The 18,415-nt window shown below is 60.7% G+C and carries 13 protein-coding genes; 5 read left to right on the top strand and 8 right to left on the bottom strand.

Annotated features, from left to right (window positions below; genetic code table 11):
• Positions 1-119: 119 nt before the first annotated feature.
• The 4 genes from AD662_RS04970 to AD662_RS04960 form a co-directional block, all read right to left on the bottom strand.
• Complete coding sequence (locus AD662_RS04970; protein ID WP_053185824.1) at positions 120-2,099, bottom strand: tetratricopeptide repeat protein; 1,980 nt, start codon at positions 2,097-2,099, stop codon at positions 120-122.
• Positions 2,100-2,423: 324 nt separating this feature from the next.
• Positions 2,424-2,948, bottom strand: a complete 525-nt coding sequence (locus tag AD662_RS04965) for a helix-turn-helix transcriptional regulator (protein WP_053185984.1) — start codon at positions 2,946-2,948, stop codon at positions 2,424-2,426.
• Positions 2,949-2,952: 4 nt separating this feature from the next.
• Complete coding sequence (locus AD662_RS28125) at positions 2,953-3,228, bottom strand: hypothetical protein (protein WP_074849556.1); 276 nt, start codon at positions 3,226-3,228, stop codon at positions 2,953-2,955.
• A 168-nt stretch (positions 3,229-3,396) separates the two neighbouring features.
• Positions 3,397-5,010 carry a Fic family protein gene (locus AD662_RS04960; RefSeq protein ID WP_053185821.1) on the bottom strand — a complete coding sequence of 538 codons (1,614 nt, stop codon included), beginning with the start codon at positions 5,008-5,010 and terminating at the stop codon, positions 3,397-3,399.
• A 232-nt stretch (positions 5,011-5,242) separates the two neighbouring features.
• Here AD662_RS04960 and AD662_RS04955 point away from each other — a divergent pair, with 232 nt between their 5' ends.
• Together AD662_RS04955 and AD662_RS04950 are read left to right on the top strand one after the other, a co-directional pair.
• On the top strand, positions 5,243-6,031 hold the full coding sequence (locus tag AD662_RS04955; protein ID WP_018611177.1) for a hypothetical protein: 789 nt from the start codon (positions 5,243-5,245) through the stop codon (positions 6,029-6,031).
• 308 nt (positions 6,032-6,339) lie between these two features.
• Complete coding sequence (locus AD662_RS04950) at positions 6,340-8,643, top strand: autotransporter family protein (RefSeq protein ID WP_053185818.1); 2,304 nt, start codon at positions 6,340-6,342, stop codon at positions 8,641-8,643.
• 195 nt (positions 8,644-8,838) lie between these two features.
• Here AD662_RS04950 and guaA read toward each other — a convergent pair whose 3' ends face one another.
• From guaA to AD662_RS04930, 4 genes are all read right to left on the bottom strand, one after another.
• Entirely contained in the window at positions 8,839-10,416 is a 1,578-nt protein-coding gene (gene guaA, locus AD662_RS04945) for a glutamine-hydrolyzing GMP synthase (protein WP_003198041.1), read from the bottom strand.
• 79 nt (positions 10,417-10,495) lie between these two features.
• On the bottom strand, positions 10,496-11,965 hold the full coding sequence (guaB, locus tag AD662_RS04940; protein WP_024616424.1) for an IMP dehydrogenase: 1,470 nt from the start codon (positions 11,963-11,965) through the stop codon (positions 10,496-10,498).
• Between the two features lie 293 nt (positions 11,966-12,258).
• The gene (locus tag AD662_RS04935; protein ID WP_053185981.1) at positions 12,259-12,807 is read right to left on the bottom strand and encodes a hypothetical protein; all 549 of its coding nucleotides are present in this window, start codon (positions 12,805-12,807) and stop codon (positions 12,259-12,261) included.
• 70 nt (positions 12,808-12,877) lie between these two features.
• Positions 12,878-13,645 carry a sulfite exporter TauE/SafE family protein gene (locus AD662_RS04930; RefSeq protein ID WP_053185815.1) on the bottom strand — a complete coding sequence of 256 codons (768 nt, stop codon included), beginning with the start codon at positions 13,643-13,645 and terminating at the stop codon, positions 12,878-12,880.
• A gap of 251 nt (positions 13,646-13,896) precedes the next feature.
• On the opposite strand from AD662_RS04930, the gene xseA reads away from it, so the two are divergent.
• From xseA to leuA, 3 genes are all read left to right on the top strand, one after another.
• Positions 13,897-15,276: an exodeoxyribonuclease VII large subunit gene (gene xseA / locus AD662_RS04925; RefSeq protein WP_024616421.1), complete on the top strand. Its 1,380-nt coding sequence runs from the start codon at positions 13,897-13,899 to the stop codon at positions 15,274-15,276.
• 3 nt (positions 15,277-15,279) lie between these two features.
• On the top strand, positions 15,280-16,101 hold the full coding sequence (locus AD662_RS04920; RefSeq protein WP_053185812.1) for a peptidoglycan DD-metalloendopeptidase family protein: 822 nt from the start codon (positions 15,280-15,282) through the stop codon (positions 16,099-16,101).
• Between the two features lie 457 nt (positions 16,102-16,558).
• Positions 16,559-18,238 (top strand): 2-isopropylmalate synthase, encoded by a 1,680-nt coding sequence (leuA, locus tag AD662_RS04915; RefSeq protein WP_024616419.1) that lies wholly within the window; start codon positions 16,559-16,561, stop codon positions 18,236-18,238.
• Positions 18,239-18,415: the final 177 nt, after the last annotated feature.

Here is an 18,415-nt window from a genome sequence, read left to right as displayed (position 1 = left end):
GGTAAGGAAAGCAAAATGAAAAAAACGTGTGGTGGTTTTTCCCAGCGTTTTCCCGATAGGAGAATGATTCGAACGATCAGCGTGCTTTTGCACCGCGTGGCGTAAAAAAAACCGAGCGACTACTCGCTCACCCGCTCCAACCAGGCCTTGTGCGCAGCACTTGTATCGTCGGGCAAGTTGCGCAGGTAAGCGTGTAGCTCCGCCTGCATACCGAACACCTTCCATATCAACGGCGCCAAGCGCGATGCAGGGTTGCCCGCCTGCTCCAACTCGCGCAGCCACTGCAGGCTGCGCTCTTTGTATTCGGCGAGTACGTCCGACTGGTAATCGTGGGCCTTGCCCAACCCGGAGATGTACATCAGCTTGGCGACTTCCACCGTGGGCCAATGAAGAGCCATGTTGAGCGGCCAGTCGAGCATGGCACGCTCACCCCACATCGCGGATTTAGGCATGCGCCCGTTCGCCAGCAGCGTCAACATGAAGGCCTGGCCCAGCTCGGTCAGGTAGACCGGCAAGGCTTCGGCGGTGGGATGCAGGTAGAACGAATCCACGGGCGTCTCGCGCTTCAGGCCAATGCGCGCAAGCAAACGCTGCTCAAGGTCGAGTACCAGAGCACCGATGCCGGCCTTCGTCGCGCTGCCGCTTTCGGTAGTTTGCCTGGTGCGAGTCGCGCAGTCCCAGAGGCTCAGGGAAAGCTGCCATTGGGCTAGATCACCTTCACCCGAACAGCCGATCTCGCCGGTGATGAAGGACTTCATCGTCGGCGGCACGATATCGAAAAGCGCTTGGCCGTCGGCTTCACCCCCCGATAGCACCGGGCCGCCGCCTTCCACGATTTGGATATAACACGTGCCTACATGGTCGCTCCAGTAGTGCACGGCTTCGGCCAGATAGAGAGGAATCGCGCGCGAGAAGCGCCCCAGTTCATCCTCCCGTTGCGATTCGGCGCGCTCTGCCCCGTCTGTGCTTTTGGACAGCGCGAAGAAACCGATTTGCGATGCCCCTTCCGGTTTCTGCGCGAAGAACCAATCGGCGTTGCGCAAACCGTAGTGCCAGATCGGCTGGCTCAATGCCAACGTCGCGAACTGCAGGCTTTCAGGATCCACCGGCACGCCTTGGGCGTCCTGCTTGTGCATTTGCTGGAAGGCTTGGGCAAACTGGTCGAGCTGGCTTTTGATCGGCGCAAAACCCAGGGCATACAGGCGGGCGAGCAGCGCCTCGCCTGCGGCCGCTTGGCCAAGTTCCTGATAGGCGCGCAGCAAGTTGATACCGGCCATGGGGTCGTGTTTGCGCTCATCATAGACGGGCTCGACCAGCTCGATGATCAGTGGAATCTGGCCGTTGTTACCCAAGTCGCCCGAGATCATCATCAGCGCGCTGCCGTCGAACGTACCCGCCGTCAGCACCTGCGTGTAAAACCCGCGTGCCGATTCGACGTCCTTCTGTTCCAGGCAATGACGCGCCAACCACAAGGGCGCACGCCAACTGCCGGGCAACGCAGCCACGGTACGCAGCGCCTCGAGATAACCCGCCTCGCCCCCTCGTTCCCGCTGAAGGGCCGCCCACCACAACAGGCCATTCTCTTGATTCGGGTCGGCCTGGATCGCGTGCCAAAGCGTTTCATCGGCAAGCGCCTGCTCGCCGCGCTCGCTGAAGACCTTGGCCAGGTTGGTCAGCAAGGTGCCTGTCGCGCCCACTTTCGCCATCCCGGTGCGCAGCGCGTTTTCGGCGGCATCGAGCTGGCCGTTCTCCAGCAGCACAATGCCCTGGATGACATGACTGCGCTCGGGGTTGCTGTCGATCTCGACCAGTTGTGCCGCGGCCGGAATCAAGTCAGCGACAAAACCATCATTCAAACCCGAGATAATCAGGCTGTAGAGTTCGTCGGCAGAATTCCATTTCTCTCGCAGGTTTGGCAGGAAGACGTTGTTGCGCCACTCGTTGCGGGTGATCTGCATCTCACGACCGTAGCTGTCGTAGACCGTGATCAATTCACCCTCGTCCGGCTGGGGCGGCGGCGCATCAGCGTGCGCGGAAGAAACCGGTGTCGACGTGCTGGATTTCTTGCCGCTCAGAGCGGACAGGATGCGTTTGAACATAAGGGCAGTGACACCGTTTCTGAGTTTGTCGGCACGGTGTTCTTGGGATGGAAGTTTGCAGTCTTGTTGTGAGCGGCCGACAGCTTTGCGCATTCACGAGCAGAGAGCGACGGACAAACGTGGACAAGCCAAGAGCAACGATGGGGAAGTTGGCATTTAAGCACAATTTGAAACACGACTTTGCGCAGCGGCTAGGCACAGACGCCTGGAAAACGCCTCTGCCCCTGTGGCGAGGGGATTTATCCCCGTTGGGCTGCACAGCAGCCCCCCGGAACCGTTATCGCCATGTGCCAGCTTCGGCTACTCCGTTATTCCCCAAGACTGTCACCCAACCAAAGCGTCCAACTCTTCGCAAGCCATACCAGGCAACCGTCGACCTTCTTTCGCAACGTTGACCTGCAGCGCCACTTGGGCCACATCCAACACATTCTTGGTAAGCGAATAGCTGCCCCTGGCCTGCAGCCAACCCAGAACATCTGCCAAATGCCAGATAGATGTACTGCCCTCATGCACCGGCGTCGGGAAGCTACCTGGATGGGCCAACATCAACTTGCGCATATTCTGCCGAGACACACCTACGATCTCGGCAACGTCGGTCAACCCGACCAAATCAGGCGCAACCTCGATCAATTTGGCCGACGGCACCGCGCGATGGACGTCGGCCAGAGCGCTAAGCACAGCCTTGACCGCATCAGGAGCCTCGCGAGTGAACTCAAGCGCCAGACGCCCCGGCTGCCCGATGCCTACCAAGGCATCGTCGCAGCCCGCTTCTCCCAGCCGCTCGACCAGTTCATCCATGGCACAGCCATCGTCAGCAAGCTGATATTTCAAGGTAAAAATATATTCCATTGTTCTATTCCTCAGCATCGTCATCAGCCTCGCGCCGATTGCGATGCGCAGTGCAATTGTCCACGACGCGTCGCAATGCTCGCGCATGGTTGCCAGGGTTCTTCGGCGTGCTCCATATCGAGGTGATGCAGAACTCGCCACAACGGCACTCCACCTCTTTGTACGGGCAATAAACCCGCCCCCAGGCGTGACTGCCGCCAACGTCTACACGCCACCCCTGCCCTTCGGCATGCCTGAGTGCTTCTTCAATTTCTTTCTTCGGATGCGTTGGACGAATCATCCGTGATCTCCAGTATTCGCATGACCAGTCAGGTTGTCAAATGACAACCACACTAATTTCGAATGGCTGCACTATCCGCAGGCCATACCGTTCGATGATAAGCGTGTCTCGGTGCCCGCTGAGACGGCAATCGTAGCGAAAGGTGACGGGGAAGCTGCATGAAGGGCTTCAGCGGTCGACGGGCTTTCCCGGGCGATATCGATCAATCACGCCAGCACCCACTCCACCGTCCTGCGCAAACGCCCGCGAGACGACATCAACGATTTCGGCCCACACCCCGACCTGTTGCAGCACGGGCATTTCCTTGGCAAGCACATTGCTCAACTCGCCGCGATTCTGCTCGATTGAGCGCAGCACCCGATCTGCCTGTTGATCGGGCATCTCGACCACCTCCTTCAACATCGCGCGCGCGCGCGCGTGGCTGCGCAGGTAACGAGACTCTTCGCGCATCTGCTCGGTCAACGTCCGGCCAATGATATTGGCCAGGAACACGGTATGAGGTCCGAGATCCGGATAACGCCACAGCGGTCGGGCCTGGTCAGCACCTTGAAAAGAGAAGTTCGATACGACACCGTCTGGATAGGTCGTCTGCCGGGGCTCAAAGACTACTTGTTCGCGTACAGCCTGCATAAGCGGCCTGGAGACCTGGTCCAGCACTCGGTCGTAGCCGCGACGCTCGCCCGCGTCATCTGTAATCACCGCTGAGATCGGTAGAATCACCGGATCCGGGATCACGCCGTCGCGTCGCAGTACATCGTTGACCAAAAACCGGTGTACACGGCCGTTACCATCAGCGAGTGGGTGGATATAGACGAAACCAAAGGCTGCAACTGCGCTGCGCATCACCGACGACTGGCCCTGCGTCCTTTCGAGAAATACCCTCAGCCCGTCAAGCATCGCGCCGATCTCATCGGCCGCAGGAGCGACGTAATGCACCACCTCTTGGTAGCGCACCGTTTCGCCGACGAAAACCGGTGACTGGCGCACGCCGAAGTGGGTGATCGTCGTCCGATCACCGAGAATTTCCTGCTGCAACTCTGCCAGTGCGGCATTGCTCAACGGGATCGCCCCCTGCCCTGTACGACGTGCCATCACGTCCGCAAAGCGTTGCACCCGCCCTACCCGGTCGGCCTCGCCTTCGATGGCGAAGCTGGCCTTGCTCTCGCGTAACGTCATCCAGACCGCCGACCGCATCAGCAGATCCTCGCCGAACTCGTCCGTCAGTTCACCGAACAAGCGTGGGACGTCCAGTCCGACCGCACGCATTACCGCCTCGGTCTTGATCAAGCAGGGGCAGAATTCGCGCGTGCCGGGCAGGTTGTCATTTACCCGCCAGCGCTGCACCTTCACCACCTGGTCGCGGGATGCCGACACCAGCTTGGCTTCGTCAATGGCATCGACGTAATTGCCACCCAGGCGTTCGGGCACGACCAGAGTATTTCCCGTCAGCCATTCATAAAGAAACGCAGCACGACGCGCATACTGCCCAGTAGGCTCGGTCGCAACCCAGTCCTGGACGAAACCTGGCCCCGTTTTCTCGAACAGACGGGCAATGAACTCCAGATGGGGGACTTCATGCCGCAGATGGAACTGCAGATGCGCGGCAGGCTCCTTATCCGGTCGCATCGCCTCCGTGTAGGTTTCCAGACGGAAGCCGTCGTTGACTTGAGTTGCGCGTCGCCCGCCCACTTGACTCGTTACGGGTAGCCGCCCCAGAGGCTGTACGCCATAGGTTTGGGCCAGCCAGGCGGCGCCTATCGGGTCTGCGGGCAAATCGGTCATAAAGGGCCTCCGCGGACAAGACGACTTTCAGGGGTTTAGAAATGATGGCGTGCGCCTGATTTTGTCAGCTAACGGTTAAGATGGGATAAAAACGATTAGATCACAAGAGCTGCGCACAAAAACGATTATCCCTGACAGCCAGCTTGTCTGAGGAAGAGGCCGAACATTCATGACGAGTAGATGCTTTCCCTGTCGCCGGACATTGGCCTGCTTCTATAAAACCTGGATGGTGATGATCAGCGCGCTTCTCATCGCCTGCCAATCGCCGCGCGAGGCACTGCAACAACTGGCTGAAGAGCGCGGCCGACAATTGGAGGTCCTACCGGGACACGCCTTCCCCCTCCTCATACTTGCGCCGCAAACTACAGAAAAGATAACTCGCCTGCGTGTCTATCTGGAAGGCGATGGCCATTCCTGGGCGACGGCCACTCAACCCAGCCTGGATCCGAGCCCGCACAATTTGTTAGTGCCACGGCTGGCGGTCGATGATCCGACACCGAATGCGTACCTGGCACGCCCCTGCCAGTTCGTCATGGCCGCAGCCTGTCAATCAGCACTCTGGACCCATCGACGATTCTCTCAGGAAGTGGTCACCCGCCTCAGCCAGGCGCTGGACCAATTAAAACAGCGATATGGCAATAGGGAGTTCGAACTGGTGGGGTACTCAGGTGGAGCCGCCCTCGCATTATTGTTAGCGGCGCAGCGCAATGATGTTACCCAGGTGCAAACCCTTGCTGGCAATCTCAGTCCCCGTCTGTGGGCGACGATGAAAGGACTGTCGCCACTCGACGGTTCACTGGATCCGCTGGACTATCGTAATCGACTCGCCTTATTGCCCCAGCGTCATCTCATCGCAGAAGCAGACCAGATTATTCCAGGCAGCTTAGCGGATAGGTACCAACAGGCGCTTGGCTCGCCCCTCTCCCAATGCGTCCATGTACCAGGAGTAAGCCATGATAGGGGGTGGGAAGCGACATGGAGCCGATGGGTTAAAACTCCGTTGGCACATGAGAATCCTTAGATTAGGTGCAGGCAGGTCCGTTTGAAAACATCCAAATCTCATCCACCTTAGTGCCCGACCACAACGACAATCTAAAGTTCAACTTATTGCTGAATAGTGCAGTAAAGCCTCAAAAAATAACTGTCGCATCGCATTTTTTAGCTATTTCTTCTTCATTTATTCTTTTTATGGTGAATTATCCTACAAGCATCGTGTAAATTTGCCCGCGCTTGAATCAGCACTTCACTGACAAGCTGGCAGGGATGCCTAAAACGGACGCTGACGCGTGGGTTATTCCCTGTCAGTTTCTGCACTGTAAGGATACTGCCTTGAACATTTCCCACCTGCGCCGCTCGTTGTTGGCGCTGTCCGTCGCGGCCACCACTGCCACGGTCCATGCCGCACCCGCACTCGACCTCAACCACGACCTGAGCACAGGGGCTTACAGCAGCTCCGGTGATGTTTTCAATAACGCCACCTTCACCGGGACGTCGCAAAACGCAGGTGTGGAGCTGACCGACGTGACCCTGGCGGGCAACCTGGTCAACCAGGGCAAAATCAACCTGACGGCTGCAAACCCCAGCGAGATCCCGGCCGGTATCTCCATGACCCTCAATTCCACCGTCGCTGGCGATCTGGTAAATGATGGTGACATTACGGTAAGCGGCAACGGCGCCATGGGGCTGGACCTGTATCTGGCGAACACCGCAGGTGAAGTGAACAACAACGGCAACATCACTGTAACTGGCGAAAATGCCAATGGCATGATGATCACCTCGACCCAGGCGCACATCAATAACTCGGGCACTATCACCGCTCGCGGCATCGACTCTGCGGGTATCGAGATCGAGAACGCCCGCTTTACCGGTCAGATGACAGGCGCTCCCTTCAAGAGTGATATCAACAACAGCGGGACTATCTCCGCCGACGGAGTCGGTATCCATTTTCTCAGCCTCGACACCTCCGGCGGTTTCGACACCCTCACCATCAGGCAGACAGGCGGCCTGATCGAAGGCGGCACCGCAGCAATTTTGGCGGACGACAATGCCTCCCCTTCGTATTTCTACTGGCAAGGTGGTCAGGTCAAGGGTGACCTGCTAGGCCTGAGTGGTGTGCTGGTGCAAGGGGACGCAATGTTCGATGGCTCGACCATCCGCGCCGGTTTCGTCGATATCGACGGTGGCAGCCTGACTCTGCTTCGCCCACAGACTACAATTGCGGGCGACCTCGACATGGACAGCGAAACTGCGCGCTTGCGCCTGCTGCTGGATAACAACACACAGCCCAACACGCCGATCCTGAAAGTCACCGGCAATACCTTCTTCGCTCCAGGCAGCCAGATCGAACTGCAGGCTCGCTCCGACGACTTCCGCACCTCGGCCCAGGGCACCCGCTACACCCTCATCAACTCTGGCACTTGGGAAGATCCGCAGAACCTGTCCGTGGTTTCCTCCTCGGCGCTGCTTGAGGTGAGAAGCTTCGGTATTGAAGGCCAGGACGTGAAAGCACTGGTTGCCACCCGCAGTGATGAGGTGATCACTCAAGACCTGCTGGATGCCCGTGGTTCGCGCAACGCGGTGAACGCCATCAATCCGTTCAAGAACACGCTCATGGGCCAGCTGGACGAAAACGACCCGGTATTCCAGCGCTTCGCCAACGCCGCCACCAGTGAAGACCTGGCCAAACTTGCCGAAACCCTGACCCCGGACGTCAGCCGTGGGGCGATCAACGCCGCCACCAACAGCCAGAACCTGGTCGCAGGCGCCATCAACCGCCGCGCCAGCAAAGCGCGTAGCGGTCTGTCTTCCGGTGACGTCCTGGCAGAACAAGGCGTATGGCTGCAAGCGCTGTCCAGCGATGCCAACCAGGACAGCCGCCACGGTATCGACGGCTACGACGCCAACACCAACGGCATCGCCGTGGGTGCCGACGGCAAGCTCAACGCCGATACTACCGTTGGCCTGGCTTACAGCTACCTGACCAGCGACGTCAAATCCGACCTGGGCAACAAAACCGACGTCAGCGGCCATGCACTGACCCTGTACGGCAACTGGACCCGTGACAACTTCTTTGTCGACACCTCGCTGATGTATGGCTGGAACGACAACGAGTCCAAACGCTACATCGCCGGTACCCGCGCCAAGGCCGACTACGACAGTGAGATCTTCGGCGTCAACGCGCTGGCAGGCTACACGTTCCAGCTCGACAAGCAGTGGCTACTGGAACCACAGATCGGTGCGCGCTATGCCAACGTATCGATGGATTCGTACCGTGAAAAAGGTAGCTCAGCCGCCCTCAACGTCGGCAACCAGCGCTATGAAATCGGCGAAATGGGCCTGGGCGCTCGTCTGGCGGCCGCTTTTGATGTAGGTGTAGGCAGCCTGGAACCGGAAGCCAAGCTGATGGCCTGGCACGATTTCATCGGCGACAAGGCCGGCACCACCTCCACCTTCGTGCTCGGCGGTACCCCGTTCACCACTACAGGCGCAACACCGGCACGCGACAGCTACGAGTTGGGACTGGGCGCGAACTACCGCGTGGGCGCGTGGAGCGTGGGAGGGACGTACAACTACCTGACCAGCAGTGGTTTCGACGCAGACACCTTCACTGCGAACGTGCGTTACGACTTCTGATCAACGTCTGCGCCTTAAACAACAAAACCCGCCAATGCGGGTTTTGTTGTTTAAGGCTGAGGGTAAAGCTCGTAAGCGCCTGGCGTCGCTGAATCAAAACCGTCCCAGGCCGCAACTGCCTCTGCGCAGAAAAGCGCTATCGATACCCTGTCGGCATTGCTCTACCGAACAGGGAACAGAGCGTGCGGACAAACCTTACTCCCACTCAATCGTCGCCGGCGGCTTGCTCGACACGTCGTACGTCACGCGAGAAATACCTTCGATTTCGTTGATGATGCGCCCGGAAACGGTTTCCAGCAGCTCGTACGGCAGGTGTGCCCAGCGCGCGGTCATGAAGTCGATGGTTTCCACGGCACGCAGGGCCACGACCCAGGCGTAACGGCGGCCATCGCCGACCACGCCCACCGACTTCACCGGTTGGAACACCACGAAGGCCTGGCTGACCTTGTGGTACCAGTCGGCCTTGCGCAGTTCTTCGATGAAGATGTGGTCGGCGCGACGCAGCAGGTCGGCGTATTCCTTCTTCACTTCGCCGAGGATCCGCACGCCCAGGCCCGGGCCCGGGAATGGGTGGCGGTAGACCATGTCGTACGGCAGGCCCAGCTCAAGACCCAGGCGACGCACTTCGTCCTTGAACAGTTCGCGCAGCGGCTCGACCAGCTTGAGGTTCATCTCTTCCGGCAGGCCACCGACGTTGTGGTGGGACTTGATCACGTGGGCCTTGCCGCTCTTGGCGCCGGCCGACTCGATCACGTCGGGGTAGATGGTGCCCTGGGCCAGGTACTTGATGTTGTCCAGCTTGTTGGACTGGGCATCGAACACGTCGATGAAAGTGCGGCCGATGATCTTGCGCTTTTTCTCCGGGTCGGACTCGCCGGCCAGGTTGTTCAGGAACTGCTCTTCGGCGTTGGCGCGGATCACTTTGACGCCCATGTTCTCGGCGAACATGGCCATCACTTGCTCGCCTTCGTGCAGGCGCAGCAGGCCGTTGTCGACGAAGACGCAGGTCAGCTGATCGCCAATGGCCTTGTGCAGCAATGCGGCAACCACCGAGGAGTCAACGCCGCCAGACAGGCCGAGCAGCACGTTGTCAGTACCGACTTGAGCACGGACTTGGGCAATGGCGTCTTCAGCGATTTTCGACGGGGTCCACAGGGCTTCGCACTCGCAGATGTCGAGGATGAAGCGCGACAGGATGCGACCGCCCTGCTTGGTGTGGGTCACTTCAGGGTGGAACTGCACGCCGTAGTAACGGCGATCATCGTTGAACATGCCGGCAATCGGGCAGCTCGGGGTGCTGGCCAGGATGTGGAAGTCTTCCGGCATCCTGGTGACCTTGTCACCGTGGCTCATCCACACGTCCAGGCCGAACAGGCCGTCGGCGTCGACGTGGTCCTCGATGCCGTCCAACAGGCGGCTCTTGCCGACTACGTCAACGCGGGCATAACCGAACTCACGCAGGTCCGAACCTTCGACCTTGCCGCCCAGCTGTTCAGCCATGGTCTGCATGCCGTAGCAGATACCGAAGACGGGCACGCCCAGGTCGAACACGGCTTGCGGGCAGCGCGGGCTGTCGGCTTCGTGCACGGACTCGGGGCCGCCGGCGAGGATGACGCCTTTAGGCGCGAATTCGCGAATCGCTTCGTCATCCATATCGAACGGATGCAATTCGCAGTACACGCCGATTTCACGCACGCGGCGGGCGATCAGCTGGGTGTACTGGGAACCGAAGTCGAGGATCAGGATGCGGTGAGCGTGAATGTCGAGGGCCATGACTCATTCTCATGTAGTGAATCAGAAACAACTCGGGGCTGAATGAACAGCCCCGGTGATTAACGTTTTGCTGAAGGCCTTAACCTACGCGGTAGTTCGGCGCTTCCTTGGTGATCTGCACGTCGTGGACATGGGACTCGGCCATGCCAGCGCCGGTGATACGCACGAATTCAGGCTTGGTGCGCATCTCTTCGATGTTGGCGCTGCCGGTGTAGCCCATGGAAGAACGCAGGCCGCCCATCAGTTGATGGATGATGGCGCTCAGGGTGCCTTTGTACGGCACGCGACCTTCGATGCCTTCCGGCACCAGCTTCTCGGCACCCGCGGAGGAGTCCTGGAAGTAACGGTCAGACGAGCCCTGGGCCTGGGACATGGCGCCCAGCGAACCCATGCCGCGATAAGCCTTGTAGCTACGGCCCTGGAACAGCTCGATCTCGCCCGGTGCTTCTTCGGTACCGGCAAACATCGAACCCATCATCACGCAGGAGGCACCGGCTACGATGGCCTTGGACAGGTCACCGGAGAAGCGGATACCGCCGTCGGCGATCAACGGCACGCCGGTGCCTTCAAGGGCGGCGGCGACGTTGGCGATGGCGCTGATCTGCGGCACGCCGACACCGGCAACGATACGGGTGGTGCAGATCGAGCCAGGGCCGATACCGACCTTGACCGCGTCGGCGCCGGCTTCGGCCAGGGCCTTGGCGGCAGCGCCGGTGGCGATGTTGCCGCCGATCACCTGCACTTCAGGGAAGTTCTGCTTGACCCAGCGAACGCGGTCGATCACGCCTTTGGAATGGCCGTGGGCGGTGTCGACCACCACCACGTCAACACCGGCACTGACCAGGGCGGCGACACGGTCACCGGTGTCCTTGCCGGTGCCGACCGCAGCGCCGACGCGCAGACGACCTTGGTCGTCCTTGCTGGCCAGCGGGTAGGCCTTGGCTTTTTCGATGTCGTTGACGGTCATCATGCCCTTGAGGGCGAATTTGTCGTCGACGATCAGCACGCGCTCGATGCGGTGCTTGTGCAGCAACTCGCGGACTTCGTCCTTGTTGGTGCCTTCCTTGACCGTGACCAGGCGCTCTTTAGGCGTCATCACTTGGCGGACGGTGGCATCCAGGCGATTCTCGAAACGCACGTCGCGGGAGGTGACGATGCCGACCAGGTCGCCATCGTGCAGCACCGGAACGCCGGAGATGTTGTGCATGCGGGTCAGTTCGAACAGATCCCGGACCGTGGCGTCAGCCTCGATGGTAATCGGATCCTTGACCACGCCAGCCTCGAACCGCTTGACCTTGCGCACTTCGGCGGCCTGCTGTTCGATGGTCATGTTCTTGTGGATGATACCGATACCGCCTTCCTGGGCCATGGCAATGGCCAGACGGGCTTCGGTCACGGTGTCCATGGCGGCGGAAACCAGGGGGATATTCAGTTCGATGCCACGGGTGAGACGGGTTTTGAGACTGACTTCGTTAGGCAGTACTTCGGAATAACCGGGCACTAGGAGAATGTCGTCGAAGGTCAGAGCTTCTTGGCTGATACGCAGCATCGCGGGGGCTCCCGAGCGGGAAAATGGAAGCGCGCCATTATACTCATGGACCCCGTCTGGCTCAATGTAAAACTCTGTCTATTATTGCCGGGCTGATTGACGGGCTAAAACCAACAATTCTTGTTGTACACCAAACCCTGTGGCGAGGGGATTTATCCCCGCTGGGGCGCGAAGCGGCCCTAAACCCAGACCATGCGGTACATCTGGCAGATTGAGTCGACTGCTTGGGGACTGCTGCGCAGCCCAGCGGGGATAAATCCCCTCGCCACAAAAGCATCCTGTGGTGTACCTATCTACAACTCCACCTTCACCCAACTCACCGGCTGGTCGAGCCAATCGGCGAATTCATCGAGGAAGTCCTGCTTGAACCCCGCCTCCAGCCAATTGTTGAAGATGAACCCCAGGTTGGAAAAGCCGCAGGGCTGCAGGAACAGGAAGCCGTTGATGTCATCTTCATGGCCGCATTCGGGGCAGGTGAAGTTGTCGGTGCGCGCCGGCATCCAGTCTTCCAGGCTTTCGAACAGCGCTTCGCCGACTTCCTTGCGGCACTCGGCGCAACCGGCTTCTTCGAGAAAGCCCTTGGCCGGCGTATAGATGCAGCGCTTGGTGATGATCTCCAGGCCATTGATCGCCTCACCGAACGGCAAGGCTTCGGGGTGCATGACCACCTCGCGGGCACCGGAGGCGATGGCGTGGGCCATGCGACTGCCAGTGCGCCCGCAGGTGGTCAGTTGTTCTTCGACGATATTCTTGCGCACCAACCAGCGCACGATCGCCCGGGCCCGAGGCTCGTGGACCGGCAGGGTGGAAATTTTCGGAACGATGATGCTTTGCGAGTTCATGGCGAGGCCTGGCTGTTTCCCTGGCAGGGTCTGATCAAAGGCCGGCAGCTTAATCCCTGGCAGGGCCAGGTCAAGCACTCAGGTAGCGCCCGATCAACGCGAGGCCGCTGGCAAGCACCAGCCAGGTGACCAGCCGCACGAATGCCTCTCGCGACATCTTCATGGTCAAGCGACGCCCTACCCACAACCCCAGCGCCATGGCCGGCAACAAACACAGCGCCAGTACCAACAAGGGTAGCTCGGCATACACCCCGGCCACGATAAACAGGCTCAGGCGCACCACGGTGCTGCAACTGATCAGGGCACTTTGCGTGGCTCGGGCCGCGTCCTTGGGCAAGCGACTGTTCAGATAGATGGCATATAAAAAGCCGCCACTGCCAAACAACGCGCCGAACATCCCGCCCACCGTGCCCATCGGAAACGCCCACCGCGCTGACAACTGCGTCGGCCGGGTTTTTATCAACAGGCTGTAGATCGCATAGCAGCTGATGAACAGCCCCATCAACAGCAACAACAGATCGGACTTGAGGTTGAGCAGGAAAATCACCCCGAGGGTGCAACCCAGTGCCATGCACGGCAGCAACCGCAGCAGCTCCGGCCGGGACACATCTCGGCGCGAGGGCAGCAAGTTGCCGAAGGCCGCGACGAAATCGAGCAAGACCAGCAGCGGGACGATTTTCGACAGCGGCATGAACAGCAGCAGGATGGGCGCGGCCACCAGCGCCGTGCCGAACCCGGCAATGCCGAACACGATGTAGGCCAGGGCAATGGCCGAGCCGATCACCAGCCATTCCATGGGGGCGAAGGCCCATTGGCCCAGCCATGGGAGAAGATTCATCCGGCACTTCCTTGATGAGGAGAGCGGGGACTTTAGCCAGAGGTCGGGGGCATATCCAGCATTTGTGGTGACAGACCTAGCGCCTTCGCGAGCAAGCCCGCTCCCACAGGGGATATCGGCGATTTCAAGATTGATGCTGTACCTGTGGGAGCGGGCTTGCTCGCGAAGGCGCTAGGTCTGACAGGCAGTGCACAGGAGGAATTATCTGTACACATGGAGATTCCCCTGCGAATCCCCTTATCATGCCGCCCATGATTAAAGATCCCTTTGCCCGACTGGGCCTGGACCGCGAAGTCCTGACTGTCAGCCAGCTCAACGGCCGTGCGCGGGTGTTGCTCGAAGACGTGTTCAGCAACATCTGGGTCGAGGGCGAAATCTCCAACCTCGCCCGCCCGGCCTCTGGCCATGTGTACTTCACCCTCAAGGACAGTGGCGCCCAGGTGCGTTGCGCGCTGTTCCGGCAGAATGCCGCGCGGGTGCGCCAGGCCTTGAAGGACGGGCTGGCGGTGAAAGTGCGCGGCAAGGTCTCGCTGTTCGAAGGCCGTGGCGACTATCAGTTGATCCTCGACACCGTCGAGCCGGCCGGCGATGGCGCCCTGCGCCTGGCCTTCGATGCCTTGAAGGAAAAACTCAGCGCCGAAGGCCTGTTCAGTGCCGAGCGCAAGGTGCCGCTGCCGGCCCATCCGCAACGCATCGGCATCATCAGCTCGCCCACCGGCGCGGTGATCCGCGACATCATCAGCGTGTTCCGCCGCCGCGCGCCGCAGATTGCCCTGACGCTGATCCCCACCGCCGTGCAAGGTCGCGAAGCCACCGCACAAATCGTCCGCGCCCTGAAGCTGGCCGACGCCCGTGGTTTCGATGCGCTGATCCTGGCCCGGGGCGGCGGTTCGCTGGAAGACTTGTGGTGCTTCAACGAAGAAGCCGTGGCCCGGGCGGTGGATGCCTGCGTCACGCCGATCGTCAGCGCCGTGGGCCATGAAACCGACGTATCCATCAGCGATTTCGTCGCCGACGTCCGCGCCCCGACCCCGTCCGCCGCCGCCGAACTGCTGGCGCCGGATGCCGGCGACCTGGTGCGTCGGGTCGAAAGCCTGCATCGCCGACTGGTGATGCGCATGCGTGACCGGCTGATGCGCGATCAACTGCGCCTCGAGGGCCTCACCCGACGCCTGCGCCACCCCGGTGAACGCCTGCGCCAGCAAGCCCAACGCCTCGACGACCTGGACATGCGCATGCGCCGGGCGTTCGAACGCAGCCTCAATACCCGCCGCGAACGCCTGATCCGCCTGGAAACCCGCCTGGCCGGGCAACATCCGGGCCGGCAACTGGCCTTGCTGCGCCAGCGCCTGGACAGCCTGGCCGAACGCCTGCCCCGGGCCATGCGCGAAGGCCTCAAGACGCGCCGCGTGCAATTGCACAACCAGATGCAGACGCTGCACATCGTCAGCCCCCTGGCGACCCTCGGCCGCGGCTACAGCATTTTGCTCGACGAACGCGGCCAGGCGATCCGCAGTGCCGGGCAAACCCAGACCGGCCAGCGCCTGACCGCCAAGCTCGGCGAAGGCGAATTGCTGGTGCGCGTCGAAGACAATCACCTGACGCCGGTCACCCTTTCTTTACTGGATTGATTCATGCCGCGATATCTCGCCCCTTTGCTCTTGCTGTGCCTGAGCTTCAACGCCCACGCCGACAGTTACATCACCCGCCTGTTGAACAAGCCGGTGCCCGGCGGCGTGGCCGTGGTGGACCTGGGCAGCGCCGCCAAGGCACCGAAAGCCAGTTACCAGGGCAAGCCGGTGCTGGTGGTCAAGGAACAGGACAACTGGCTGGCGATTGTCGGTATCCCGCTGACGGTGCAGCCCGGCACGCAACAGATCAGCAGTGGCGGCGGCACCCAGCCGTTCGTGGTCGGCTACAAGAAGTACCCGGAGCAACACATCACCCTGAAGAACAAGCGCCAGGTCAACCCGAACCCGGCGGACCTCAAACGCATCGAGGCCGAACTGGCGGTGCAACTGAAGGCCTACCGCAGCTTCAGCCCGAACATCCCCAGCAACCTGTTGCTGGACAAACCGGTCAACGGCCCGCTGTCGAGCAAGTTCGGCGTGCGCCGCTTCTTCAACGGCGAAGAACGCAACCCCCACGCCGGCCTGGACTTCGCCGTGCCCGCCGGCACGCCGATCAAGACCCCGGCCGCCGGCAAGGTGATCCTCACCGGCAATTACTTCTTCAATGGCAACACCGTGTTCGTCGACCATGGCCAGGGCTTCATCAGCATGTTCTGCCACATGTCAAAGATCGACGTGAAGGTCGGCCAGCAACTGGCCCGGGGCACCGTGGTGGGCAAGGTCGGCGCCACCGGCCGCGCGACCGGGCCGCACATGCACTGGAACATCAGCCTGAACGATGCGCGGGTGGATCCGGCGATTTTTATCGGCGCTTTCCAACCCTGAGCTTTTGCGGTGAGGCTACTGGCCTCTTCGCGAGCAAGCCCGCTCCCACAGGTACAGCGTTGATTCTGAAATCATCCACATTCCCCTGTGGGAGCGGGCTTGCTCGCGAAAGGGCCAGCGGCATCGCAACTCTTCGCCATGGATTGCCGAGTGACAAGCATCGACGCAATAAAACTACAAATACCTGATAGTCACGCGATTAAATCTCGCAAACCCGCCTAAAAGCAGAACTTCTCTCAATTTTTTCCGACTGCTTGCGATCCTCTCCCCACGCGGTTAGGGTTGAGGGCATGAAAACCTCTCACACCCTCATTCAGCTTCGCCAGCACCGCAGCCTGTGCCTCGTCAGCGCACGACTGCCGGGCTGAATCGCGGCACCTCGTCCCGGCTGTGAAGCCACCCCCATCGAACCACCGGCAGGCCGCCTTTTTCCGGCCACGACAATAAGGATTTCCCCATGAGCATGCTCAAAGACCCGTCTTCCAAATACCGTGCCTTCCCGACCATCAACCTGCCGGATCGCACCTGGCCGTCGAAGACCATCACCGCCGCGCCGATCTGGTGCAGCTCCGACCTGCGCGACGGCAACCAGTCGCTGATCGAGCCGATGGACGCGGTCAAGAAGCTGCGCTTCTGGAAAACCCTCGTCGCGGTGGGCGTGAAGGAAATCGAAGCCTCGTTCCCAGCCGCTTCGCAAACCGACTTCGACTTCGTGCGTACCCTCATCGAAGAAGGCCACATCCCGGACGACACCACCATCCAGGTGCTGACCCAGGCCCGTGAAGACCTGATCGCCCGTACGTTCGAATCCCTGCGCGGCGCGAAAAAAGCCATCGTCCACCTGTACAACGCCACCTGCCCGTCGTTCCGCCGCATCGTGTTCAACCAGGACAAGGAAGGCGTGAAGGAAATCGCGGTGAACGCGGCCAAGCTGTTCGTCAAATACGCCGCGCAGCAGCCGGAAACCCAGTGGCAGTTCGAGTATTCGCCAGAGACTTTCAGCGCCACTGAGCTGGAATTCGCCAAGGAAGTCTGCGACGCGGTGATCGAAGTCTGGAACCCGACGCCCGAGCGCAAGGTGATCCTCAACCTGCCCGCTACCGTGGAAGTCGCCACGCCGAACATCTACGCCGACCAGATCGAGTGGTTCCACCGCAACATCACCCGTCGTGACAGCGTGCTGATCAGCCTGCACACCCACAACGACCGTGGCACCGGCGTGGCCGCTACCGAGCTGGGCCTGATGGCCGGCGCCGACCGTGTCGAAGGCTGCCTGTTCGGCAACGGCGAACGCACCGGTAACGTCGACCTGGTGACCGTGGCGCTGAACCTCTACACCCAGGGCATCAACCCCGGGCTGGACTTCTCCGACATCGACGGCGTGCGCAAAGTGGTCGAGGAATGCAACCAGATCCCGGTGCACCCGCGTCATCCGTACGTTGGCGACCTGGTCCACACCGCGTTCTCCGGCTCGCACCAGGACGCCATCCGCAAAGGCTTCGCCCAGCAGAAGTCGGACGGTCTGTGGGAAGTGCCATACCTGCCGATCGACCCGGCCGACATCGGCCGCAGCTACGAGGCAGTGATTCGCGTCAACAGCCAGTCGGGCAAGGGCGGCATCGCCTACCTGCTGGAACAGGAATACGGCATCAGCCTGCCGCGTCGCATGCAGATCGAATTCAGCCAGGTGGTACAGCGCGAAACCGATCGCCTGGGCCTGGAAATGACGGCCCAGCAGATCCACGCCTTGCTGCAGCGTGAATACCTGCAAGCCAACACTCCGTACGCGCTGGTCAGCCATCGCCTGCAGGAAGAAAACGGCAACAGCGCCGTGGAAGTGGAAGTGGCGAGCAAGGGCCAGGGCGAGACCAACCTGCACTGGCGCGGCAAGGGCAACGGCGCGCTGGAAGCGCTGGTGGCCGGCCTGCCAATTCCGGTGGAGATCATGGACTACAACGAACACGCCATCGGCGCCGGCACCAATGCCAAGGCGGCGGCGTACATCGAACTGCGGGTAAACGGCGAGCGTGCAGTGCACGGCGTGGGCATCGATGAAAACATCACCACCGCCAGCTTCAAGGCGCTGTTCAGTGCACTGAACCGGTCGCTGAGCCAGCCGGAAGCCAAGGCGGCCTGATCGGTCGCTGAAAAATCAAAAAGGCCCCGAGGTGTGAACCCTGGGGCCTTTTTTATTTGGCTTGATTTTGGGGTGGCTGTTCCGACCTCTTCGCGAGCAAGCCCGCTCCCACAATGGATCTGCGGCGGACACAAACTCTGTGTCTGGCAGAAATCTCCTGTGGGAGCGGGCTTGCTC

The organism is Pseudomonas kilonensis (assembly GCF_001269885.1).
Taxonomy (GTDB): Bacteria; Pseudomonadota; Gammaproteobacteria; order Pseudomonadales; family Pseudomonadaceae; genus Aquipseudomonas; species Aquipseudomonas kilonensis.
This window is presented reverse-complemented; position numbering and strand designations above follow the sequence as displayed.